The sequence below is a fragment of the Actinacidiphila paucisporea genome, assembly GCF_900142575.1.
GTDB lineage: Bacteria > Actinomycetota > Actinomycetes > Streptomycetales > Streptomycetaceae > Actinacidiphila > Actinacidiphila paucisporea.
On the sequence record NZ_FRBI01000013.1, the window covers coordinates 152191 to 162393 of the forward strand.

Sequence of the window (10203 nt, forward strand, 5' to 3'; positions counted from 1 at the left end):
CGCTTCGGTGTCCTGACGGGACGGGTCAGACCTTGACGGTGCTGGGCTTGTAGGACGGCCGGCGGCTTTCGAAGGCGGCGATGTCCGCCTCGTTGGCCAGCGTCAGGCTGATGTCGTCCAGCCCTTCGAGCAGCCGCCAGCGGGCGTTGTCGTCCAGCTCGAACGGCGCGGTCAGGCCCTCGGCGCGGACCTCGCGGTCCACCAGGTCCACGGTGATCTCGGCGGTCGGGTCGGCCTCGGTCAACTGCCACAGCCGCTCGATGGTCTCCTGCGGCAGCACCACCGTGAGCAGGCCGTTCTTGAGCGAGTTGCCGCGGAAGATGTCCGCGAAGCGGGACGAGAGCACGGTTTTGAAGCCGTAGTTCTGCAGTGCCCACACGGCATGCTCGCGGGACGAGCCGGTGCCGAAGTCGGGCCCGGCGACCAGGACGGTGGCGCCCTTGCGCTCGGGGGCGTTGAGGACGAAGGTCTCGTCCTTGCGCCAGGCCTCGAACAGCCCGTCCTCGAAGCCGTTGCGGGTGACCTTCTTGAGCCAGTGCGCCGGGATGATCTGGTCGGTGTCGACATTGCCGCGACGCAGCGGCACGGCCCGGCCGGTGTGGGTGGTGAAGGCTTCCATCGGGCTCAGACCTCCGTCAGGACAGGGGCGTCGGACAGGTCGGCGGGCGAGGCGAGGTGGCCCAGTACCGCGGTGGCGGCGGCCACCTGCGGCGAGACCAGGTGCGTACGGCCGCCCTTGCCCTGCCGTCCTTCGAAGTTGCGGTTGGAGGTGGACGCGGAGCGCTCACCGGGCGCGAGTTGGTCGGGGTTCATGCCCAGACACATCGAGCAACCCGCGTGCCGCCATTCGGCGCCGGCCTCGGTGAACACCTTGTCCAGGCCCTCGTGCACGGCCTGCAGCGCGACCCGTACGGAGCCGGGTACGACCAGCATCCGGACGCCGTCGGCGACCTTGCGGCCCTGCACGACGGACGCGGCGGCGCGCAGGTCCTCGATCCGGCCGTTGGTGCACGAGCCGACGAAGACGGTGTCCACGGCGACCTCGCGCAGCGGCTGCCCCGCGGCCAGGCCCATGTACTCCAGCGCCTTCTCGGCCGACAGCCGGTCGCCGGGGTCGGCGAAGGAGGCCGGGTCGGGCACCGACGCGCTCAGCGGCGCGCCCTGGCCGGGGTTGGTGCCCCAGGTGACGAACGGCGCCAGCGTGCTCGCGTCGATCCGCACCTCGTGGTCGAAGACCGCGTCCTCGTCGGTGCGCAGCGTCTTCCAGTACGCGAGCGCCGCGTCCCAGTCGTCGCCGGCGGGGGCGTGGTCGCGCCCTTCGAGGTAGTCGAAGGTGATCTGGTCGGGGGCGATCATGCCGGCCCGCGCGCCCGCCTCGATCGACATGTTGCAGATGGTCATCCGGGACTCCATCGACAGCTTCTCGATGGCCGAGCCGCGGTATTCGATGACATAGCCCTGGCCGCCGCCGGTGCCGATCTTCGTGATCACGGCGAGGATCAGGTCCTTGGCGGTGACGTCCGCGGGCAGTTCGCCGTCGACGGTGACGGCCATGGTCCGGAAGGGGGCCAGCGGCAGCGTCTGGGTGGCCAGCACGTGCTCGACCTGCGAGGTGCCGATGCCGAACGCCAGCGCGCCGAAGGCGCCGTGGGTGGAGGTGTGGCTGTCGCCGCAGACGACCGTGGTGCCCGGCTGGGTCAGGCCCAGCTGCGGTCCCACCACGTGCACGACGCCCTGCTCGACGTCGCCGAGCGGGTGCAGCCGCACGCCGAACTCGGCGCAGTTCTTGCGCAGCGTCTCCAGCTGGGTGCGCGAGACCGGGTCGGCGATCGGCTTGTCGATGTCGAGGGTCGGGGTGTTGTGGTCCTCGGTGGCGATGGTGAGGTCCGTGCGGCGCACCGGCCGGCCGTTCATCCGCAGCCCGTCGAACGCCTGGGGACTGGTCACCTCATGGAGGAGGTGGAGATCGATGAAGAGCAGATCGGGCTCACCTTCGGCGCGGCGGACGACATGGTCGTCCCAGACTTTTTCCGCGAGTGTCCTACCCATCGCTGTCCCTCCGGCCCCGGTCTTCTTCGCCCCGGGCCAACTCGGTGTGTGTTCCGCGCTGTCTTCCGCGCCGTGCTCCCAGCCTGACGGCTGCGCGGGAAAATTGAACTTGCGTTTCACAGTGTGAGACGCGAGTATCGTTGCATGGACAACTCTAGCGGCGTCGGCGTTCTCGACAAGGCTGCTCTGGTGCTCAGCGCACTGGAGTCAGGACCGGCCACCCTGGCCGGACTTGTCGGCGCCACGGGCCTCGCCCGCCCCACCGCGCACCGGCTGGCGGTCGCGCTCGAACACCATCGCATGGTGGCCCGCGACATGCAGGGCCGATTCATCCTCGGGCCGCGGCTGTCCGAACTGGCCGCCGCCGCGGGCGAGGACCGGCTGCTCGCCACGGCGGGTCCGGTGCTCACGCACCTGCGGGATGTGACCGGCGAGAGCGCCCAGCTCTATCGCCGGCAGGGCGACATGCGGATCTGCGTGGCGGCCGCGGAGCGGCTGTCCGGCCTGCGGGACACCGTGCCGGTGGGCTCCACGCTGCCGATGAAGGCCGGCTCGGCCGCCCAGGTGCTGATGGCCTGGGAGGAGCCGGAGCGGCTGCACCGCGGTCTGCAGGGCGCGCGCTTCACCGCGACCGCGCTGTCCGGGGTGCGCCGCAGGGGCTGGTCGCAGTCGATCGGCGAGCGCGAGCCGGGCGTGGCGTCGGTGTCCGCGCCGGTGCGGGGCCCGTCGAACCGGGTGGTGGCCGCCGTGTCGGTGTCGGGCCCCATCGAGCGGCTGACCCGGCACCCGGGCCGTATGCACGCCCAGGCCGTGGTGGACGCCGCCGCCCGGCTCTCCGAGGCGCTGCGCCGCTCCGGCTGACCCTGCCGGCCCGCCCGGCCCGGCCCGCGCCGTCCCCGCGGGCCGTGGCGGGCGGGCGCCGCGGGGCCCGGGCCCAGGAACGGCGGAAGCCCGTCGCACAGGCGACGGGCTCCACTTTTTCGACTTCCGCAGATGCGTACCCCCGACCGGATTCGAACCGGCGCTACCGCCTTGAGAGGGCGGCGTGCTAGGCCGCTACACAACGGGGGCGAGCTTTGGCGATCCTCGCGTCGTCACGGCCGGGAGCGACCCGGTGGAAACGGAATGAAAGGATCTGTACCCCCGACCGGATTCGAACCGGCGCTACCGCCTTGAGAGGGCGGCGTGCTAGGCCGCTACACAACGGGGGCTTGCACACATGCGCTGGGGTACCAGGACTCGAACCTAGAACAACTGAACCAGAATCAGCCGTGTTGCCAATTACACCATACCCCACCAAAACGCAACCCCTGCGGGTATTGTTCGGCTCGCGCTCCCGGCCGGGCCTTTCGGCCCTCTCGGGCGGCGCAGGAAGAACATTACCCGATCAGGGACACCGCTCCAAAACGGGTATCGGGGCGGAGCAGCGCGGGCAGCTCGCCGAGCCCGGTGATCCGGGCCAGCTCCGGGCGTCCGCCGGCCCCCTGCCGGTCCAGCCAGATGCCGAGCAGGCCCGCCTCGGCCGCGCCGCGGGCGTCGATGTCCGGCTCGTTGCCGACGTAGGCGACCTCGTGCGGCTCCAGACCCAGCGCCCGGCAGGCGGCGTGGAAGGCCTCCGCCTCGGGCTTGGAGACGCCCAGCTCCGCCGCGCACAGCAGCACCTCGAAGCGGTCCCTGACGCCCAGGACGCGCAGCTTGCGGTCCTGGTGGGCGAAGGCGGAGTTGGACAGCACCGCGTGCCGGTAGCCGTCGGCCAGGCCGTCCAGCGCCGGCAGCGTGTCGGGGAAGAGCGCCCAGGCGGCCTCGTAGTGGACCTTGTGCCGCTCGAACCACTCCTCGGCCTCGGCGTCGGTCAGCGGCGCCCCCAGGAAGTCCCGCACCCGCCCCCTGCGCTGCCCCTCGAAGTCGCACTCGCCCGCGGCGAAGCGCCGCCAGTGCTCGACGGTCAGCTCCCGCCACAGGTCGAGGGCCCGCTCGACGCTGTCACAGCCGTCGGGCAGGCCCTCGTGGTCCAGGTGGCGCCGCATGCCGGTGCGCTCGGCGCTCCCGTAGTCGAAGATCGTGTCGTCGATGTCCCAGAGCACCGCACGGATCGCCATACGGCCAATCTAACCCGGGGGACCGTCCCCGGGTCAGCCCGCCAGCCGGGCCAGCGCCCTGTCGATACGGGCCAGGGAGCGGTCGCGGCCGAGCACCTGGAGGGACTCGAAGAGCGGCAGGCCGACGGTGCGGCCGGTGACCGCGACGCGGACCGGCGCCTGGGCCTTGCCGAGCTTGAGGCCGTGGGCCTCGCCGGCGGCCAGGACGGCCTCCTTCAGCGCCTCGGGGCTCGACCAGTCGGCGTCGGCCAGCTTCTGCCTGGCGGTGGCCAGCAGCGCGTCGGAGCCCTCCTTCATGGCCTTCGCCCAGGATGCCTCGTCGAAGACCGGCTCGGGCAGGAAGAGGAAGTCGACGTTGGCCGTGATGTCGGACAGCACGGTCAGCCGGGTCTGCGCGTAGGGCGCGATGGCCTGCCAGGCCGCCTCGTCGAAGTCCTCGGGCGCCCAGGGCGCGTGCGGGGGGCGCAGCCAGGGGGTGCAGGCGTCGGCGAAGGCGGCGGGGTCGAGCAGCCGGATGTGGTCGGCGTTGATCGCCTCGGCCTTCTTCAGGTCGAAGCGGGCCGGGTTGGCGTTGACGTCGCCGATGTCGAACTTGGCGACCATCTCGGCCGGCGAGAAGACGTCCCGGTCAGCGGAGTACGACCAGCCCAGCAGCGACAGGTAGTTCAGCAGCCCCTCGGGCAGGAAGCCGCGCTCGCGGTAGAGGTTGAGCGAGGACTCCGGGTCGCGCTTGGACAGCTTCTTGTTGCCCTCGCCCATCACGTAGGGCAGGTGCCCGAACTCCGGGATCTGCTTGGCGACGCCCAGGCCGATCAGCGCCTCGTAGAGGGCGATCTGCCGCGGCGTGGAGGACAGCAGGTCCTCGCCGCGCAGCACGTGCGTGATGCCCATCAGGGCGTCGTCCACCGGGTTGACCAGCGTGTAGAGCGGGGCGCCGTTGGCCCGGACGATGCCGTAGTCCGGCACGTTCTCCGGGGTGAAGGTCAGCTCGCCGCGCACCAGGTCGGTGAAGGTGATCGGCCTGTCCGGCATGCGGAAGCGCACGATCGCGCTGCGGCCCTCGGCCAGGTAGGCCGCCGTCTGCTCGGCGGTCAGGTGGCGGCAGTGGCCGTCGTAGCCGGAGGGGCGGCCGGCGGCGCGGGCCGCGTCGCGGCGGGCCTCCAACTCCTCGGCGGTGCAGTAGCAGTCGTACGCGTGCCCGGCCTCCTTCAGGCGGCGGGCCACGTCGGCGTAGACGTCCATCCGCTGCGACTGCCGGTAGGGCGCGTGCGGGCCGCCGACCTCGGGGCCCTCGTCCCAGTCGAGGCCGAGCCAGCGCAGCGAGTCCAGCAGCGCCAGGTAGGACTCCTCGGAGTCGCGGGCGGCGTCGGTATCCTCGATCCGCAGCACCAGGGTGCCCTGGTGGTGGCGGGCGAAGGCCCAGTTGAACAGTGCGGTGCGGACCAGGCCCACGTGGGGGTTGCCGGTCGGCGAGGGGCAGAAGCGGACGCGTACGTCCGTGGAGGGTGCGCTAGCCACGCGAGATCACCTTGTTGGTGAGAGTGCCGATGCCTTCGATGGTGACGGCGACCTCGTCGCCGGGGTGCAGCGGGCCGACCCCGGCCGGGGTGCCGGTGAGGATGACGTCGCCGGGCAGCAGGGTCATCGCCTCGGTGATGTTGACGATCAGGTCCTCGATGCTGTTGATCATCTGCCCGGTACGGCCGGCCTGCCGCAGTTCGCCGTTGACGGTGGCGGTGATCGCCAGGTCGGCGGCGCCCGCCAGGTCGATGCCGGTCTCGATCCAGGGGCCGAGCGGGCAGGAGGAGTCGAAGCCCTTGGCCCTGGCCCACTGCTTCTCGGTCTGCTGGGTGTCGCGGGCGGTGACGTCGTTGGCGCAGGTGTAGCCGAGGATGACGTCCTTGACCCGCTCGCGCGGCACTTCCCTGCACAGCCGGCTGATGACGACCGCCAGCTCCGCCTCGTGGTGGACCTCGCGGGAGAACGACGGGTAGACGATGTTGTCGCCGGGGCCGATGACCGAGGTGGACGGCTTGAAGAAGGCCCAGGGCGCGGCCGGCACCTCGTTGCCCAGCTCCGCGGCGTGGGCGGCGTAGTTGCGGCCGATGGCGACGACCTTGTTGGGCAGGACCGGCGGCAGCAGGCGGACCTTGTCCAGCGGCACCTTCGTACCCGACAGTTCGAAGTCGGCGAAGGGGACGCCCTTGATGATGTCGAGGACGAGCCCGTCGAAGCTGCCGGGGCCGCCGCTGCCGGTCGGGTCGCCCTCGACCGCGCCGAAGGCGACATTCCCGTCGATGGAGAACCTGGCGATGCGCATGGGGTCAGCTTAGTAGTCCGGCACCGCTTCGCCCGCCGCCGCTTCACCGCAGGTCAAGCCGCCGCGGGCGGGGGGCTCAGCGCTCGGCGGAGGACTTCGGCAGCTCGTTGAGCACCGTACGGCGCGGGTTCGCGGTGGTCTGCGGCAGCTCGCGGACGGCGGCGGCCTCGTCGGCCTCCGGCGCGGCCGGGGCGACCCCGAGTTCCGTCGCGTCCTTCAGATGAGCGAGAGTGGTACGCCGCGGGTTGGCGATCATCTGGCGGAACATCAGGGTGGTCTTCATCGGCCGTCGGGACCTCGGGGGCTCGGCGGACCGCTCGGGGCGGACCGCGGTTGACAGAAGCGCGGTTCGTGTAAACCACCACGTTATCGGCGGCCATTCCCCTCGCCGGGCGCCCCAGACATCTGACGGGTTGTGATTTTGCTCACCAAGTGAGCGGCGATCCCGGCATTCCGGGCACTCTTCCCCGGTGCCCTATTCGGACATCACACCCCGACCGTCGGAAAACGCCCACGCCCGACCGCCTGCGGGCACCCGACACGACCTGTGCAAGCTTGACCCCAAGGTCCGCATTGCACCGGTTTCGGGGAATCACAGATCGACGGAACGTGCGGACCACTGGACAGTCAGTCACGGAATCCAACAGGTCGGCTACGGGCCTTGTTGGGAGATCCAGCACTGTGCTGCAATTCCCCGGACCGCCGCATCACATCGAGCCGGCGCGCAGGGGGCGCGTACGAGCACCGAGCGGCGGTGAAGGGCTTCAACGGCCTCCTCGCATTTTCGGGGCGGTCCCGGCCCCCATGACTCGACACCGTCCTGTCCGCTTCACCGCGGGGGACGCCTGGTCCAGAGGTTGCGACGCTAGTGCAGGGACGTTTCAAGAGGGACAGCGGCGCGGCGGGCGAGCCGGAGCAGCAGCCCGGCGGGACCGGCAACGGTCCTGCCCAGGCGGCGGGAGACTCCGGAGGCGCCACGCCGGGGACGACTGCGGCCACCGGACGGACGAGCACGCCCAGCGGTATCGAGGCGGGCCGGATCACCGGCCTGGACAGCAAGCCGGGACCGCGAATAGCGATGCGCAACTGGCGCATCAGCACCCGCCTGGTCTCGCTGCTCGCCCTGCCGGTGGTCACCGCCGGCGCGCTCGGCGGTCTGCGCATCCACAACTCGCTGCAGAACATCAACCAGCTGCAGCGGATGAACTCGCTGACCGACATCGCCGAGCACGCGACCGACCTGGCCGACGCCCTGGCCGAGGAGCGCGACAGCGCGGCCGGTCCGCTGAGCGCCGGCAGTCCCACCGACGCGGTCGCCGCGTCGCGGCAGACCACGGACCGCGAGTACAAGCTCTACCGCGACTCCAGTGACAACATCTCCTCGAACGACTCCCTGTTCACGGGCGTGCGCTCCAGCCTCATCGCGATCGACACCCAGCTGACGCAGCTCAGCCAGCTGCGGGACCAGGCCTTCACCAGCCAGTCCTCGATCGCCCAGACCGTCAACTCCTACGACGGCCTCATCCAGTCGCTGCTGGGCCTGTCCGTCGACATGGCGCAGGCCACGCAGAACTCGGAGATGGTGACCGCCACCCGTGCGCTGGCGGCCTTCTCGTCCGCCAAGGAGTACGAGTCGATCCAGCGCGCGGTGATCAGCGCCGCGCTGGCCAAGGGCCGGCACCTCGACGGCAGCGACTACCAGTCGGTGAAGTGGGGTGCCGCCAACGAGGACATCAGCATCACCCGTTTCCAGACCCTCTACGGCACCGCGAGCGCCGAGCTGCTCAAGCCGATCCAGGGCGGCAACGACACGATCACCGCGCACGACGTGATGCGCGAGCGGATCGCCGGCACGCCCGACGCCATCAACGGCGTCACCACCTCGTACCTGGACTGGGACGACGCCGCCAAGGCGAAGATCGACGCGATGAACCGCATCGAGCGGTCGCTGCTGAACGAGCTGCGGCAGAAGTCGCTCGAACTGCAGAGCACCGCCAAGCAGGACGCGCTGATCGCCGGTGCGATCATCCTGCTGGTGCTCGGTGTCGCGGTCGTCGGCGCCTTCGTCGTGGCCCGCTCCATGATCCGCTCGCTGCGCAGGCTGCAGCAGACCGCGCAGGACGTCGCCCAGAAGCGGCTGCCCGACCTGGTCAAGCAGCTGTCGGACACCGACCCGCAGGACGTCGACACCTCCGTCGAGTCGATCGGCATCAACAGCCGCGACGAGATCGGCCAGGTGGCCCGCGCCTTCGACGAGGTCCACAGCGAGGCGGTCCGGCTGGCCGCCGAGCAGGCGCTGCTGCGAGGCAACGTCAACGCGATGTTCACCAACCTCTCCCGCCGCAGCCAGGGCCTCATCCAGCGCCAGCTGTCGCTGATCTCCGAGCTGGAGTCCCGCGAGGCCGACCCGGACCAGCTCTCCTCGCTGTTCAAGCTGGACCACCTCGCGACCCGTATGCGCCGCAACGGTGAGAACCTGCTGGTCCTCGCCGGTGAGGAGCCGGGCCGCCGGTGGACCCGCCCGGTCCCGCTGGTCGACGTGCTGCGCGCCGCGGCCTCCGAGGTGGAGCAGTACGAGCGCATCGAGCTGACCTCGGTGCCGTCGGCCGAGGTCACCGGCCGTATCGTCAACGACCTCGTCCACCTGCTCGCCGAGCTGCTGGAGAACGCCACGTCGTTCTCCTCGCCGCAGACCAAGGTGCGGGTCACCGGTCACGCGCTGCCCGACGGCCGGGTGCTGATCGAGATCCACGACACCGGTATCGGCCTGTCGCCCGAGGACCTCGCCGACATCAACGAGCGGCTGGCCAACCCGCCGACCGTCGACGTCGCGGTGTCCCGCCGCATGGGCCTGTTCGTGGTCGGCCGGCTGTCCTTGCGGCACGGCATCCGCATCCAGCTCCGCCCCTCCGACTCCGGCGGTACGACCGCGCTGGTCATGCTGCCCGTCGACGTGACGCAGGGCGGTGCGGGCGCCAAGGGCAACACCATGGGCGGCCCCCGCGCCGGCGCCACTCCCCCGGCGGCGGCCGCCGGCGCCGGCACCGGCATCGCCGGCGCCTTCGGCAACGCTCCGGCGTCGGCGCCGGTCCCCAGGACCCCGCAGCGCGGCCAGGTCGGCGGCGGCGCGCAGCGCCCGGCGCTGGGCGCCGGCGCGGGACGGCCTGGCGGCGGCGCACCGCAGCAGCCGGGAACGCCCCGCTGGGCGGCCCAGGACGGCTCTCAGGGCTTCCCCGCGGACGACCGCGGGATGCAGGACACCCCGCGCGGCCACGAGGACGTCGAGGCGGCTCCCGCGTTCGACGCCTTCGACGGCAGCGGCCAGGGCCAGGGTCCCGGGCAGGGCGGCGACGAGGCGTTCAGCGGCCAGGGCCAGCAGGGCAACCGGCAGTTCCCGCCGCCGCAGCAGCAGGGCACCGGGCCGAGCGGCTTCCGCTCCGACGTCTTCGGCGGCCGTTCCGGCCCGCGGCAGGGCGGCGCCGGCGACCAGCAGCGTCCGCAGGGCGGTCCGGGCGACACCGCGCAGTTCCCGCCGGTGCCCGCGGCCCGCGACGACTTCCCGCAGGGCGGCACAGGGCAGTTCCCGGCCCAGCGCGGCAACGACGGCCAGGACTTCGGCCGCACGCCCCGCAGCCCGCAGGAGACGTACGGCACCGGGCAGTACCCGGTCCAGGGCGGCCCCGGCGACACCGGCCAGTTCGCCCGCCCCGGCCACGGGCGCACCGACGGCACCGG

8 protein-coding genes and 3 tRNA genes are annotated in these 10203 nt (G+C 71.7%); 2 read left to right on the plus strand and 9 right to left on the minus strand.

Going from position 1 to position 10203, the window contains the following annotated elements:
• Window positions 1-25 precede the first annotated feature (25 nt).
• Entirely contained in the window at window positions 26-619 is a 594-nt protein-coding gene (gene leuD / locus BUE44_RS20560) for a 3-isopropylmalate dehydratase small subunit (protein WP_073500436.1), read from the minus strand.
• A gap of 5 nt (window positions 620-624) precedes the next feature.
• Window positions 625-2049: a 3-isopropylmalate dehydratase large subunit gene (leuC, locus tag BUE44_RS20565; RefSeq protein ID WP_073500437.1), complete on the minus strand. Its 1425-nt coding sequence runs from the start codon at window positions 2047-2049 to the stop codon at window positions 625-627.
• Between the two features lie 144 nt (window positions 2050-2193).
• On the opposite strand from leuC, the gene ndgR reads away from it, so the two are divergent.
• Entirely contained in the window at window positions 2194-2910 is a 717-nt protein-coding gene (gene ndgR / locus BUE44_RS20570) for an IclR family transcriptional regulator NdgR (protein WP_033173104.1), read from the plus strand.
• 137 nt (window positions 2911-3047) lie between these two features.
• Here ndgR and BUE44_RS20575 read toward each other — a convergent pair.
• The 7 genes from BUE44_RS20575 to BUE44_RS20605 form a co-directional block, all read right to left on the minus strand.
• A tRNA-Glu gene (locus BUE44_RS20575) sits at window positions 3048-3120 on the minus strand.
• A gap of 67 nt (window positions 3121-3187) precedes the next feature.
• Window positions 3188-3260, minus strand: a tRNA-Glu gene (locus tag BUE44_RS20580).
• Window positions 3261-3273: 13 nt separating this feature from the next.
• Window positions 3274-3345: transfer RNA gene (locus BUE44_RS20585), tRNA-Gln, on the minus strand.
• Window positions 3346-3428: 83 nt separating this feature from the next.
• A complete protein-coding gene (locus BUE44_RS20590; protein ID WP_073500438.1) occupies window positions 3429-4148 on the minus strand; it encodes an HAD family hydrolase in 720 nt (239 codons plus the stop codon).
• 33 nt (window positions 4149-4181) lie between these two features.
• Window positions 4182-5666, minus strand: a complete 1485-nt coding sequence (gene gltX, locus BUE44_RS20595) for a glutamate--tRNA ligase (RefSeq protein WP_073500439.1) — start codon at window positions 5664-5666, stop codon at window positions 4182-4184.
• Entirely contained in the window at window positions 5659-6468 is an 810-nt protein-coding gene (locus BUE44_RS20600; RefSeq protein ID WP_073500440.1) for a fumarylacetoacetate hydrolase family protein, read from the minus strand. Before BUE44_RS20600 ends, gltX begins: the two co-directional genes overlap by 8 nt.
• 76 nt (window positions 6469-6544) lie before the next feature.
• Window positions 6545-6751, minus strand: coding sequence for a hypothetical protein (locus BUE44_RS20605; RefSeq protein WP_073500441.1), 207 nt, complete (start codon window positions 6749-6751; stop codon window positions 6545-6547).
• A gap of 585 nt (window positions 6752-7336) precedes the next feature.
• On the opposite strand from BUE44_RS20605, the gene BUE44_RS20610 reads away from it, so the two are divergent.
• Window positions 7337-10203 (plus strand): nitrate- and nitrite sensing domain-containing protein (locus BUE44_RS20610; protein ID WP_073500442.1); only part of this gene is annotated, 2867 nt, incomplete at its 3' end.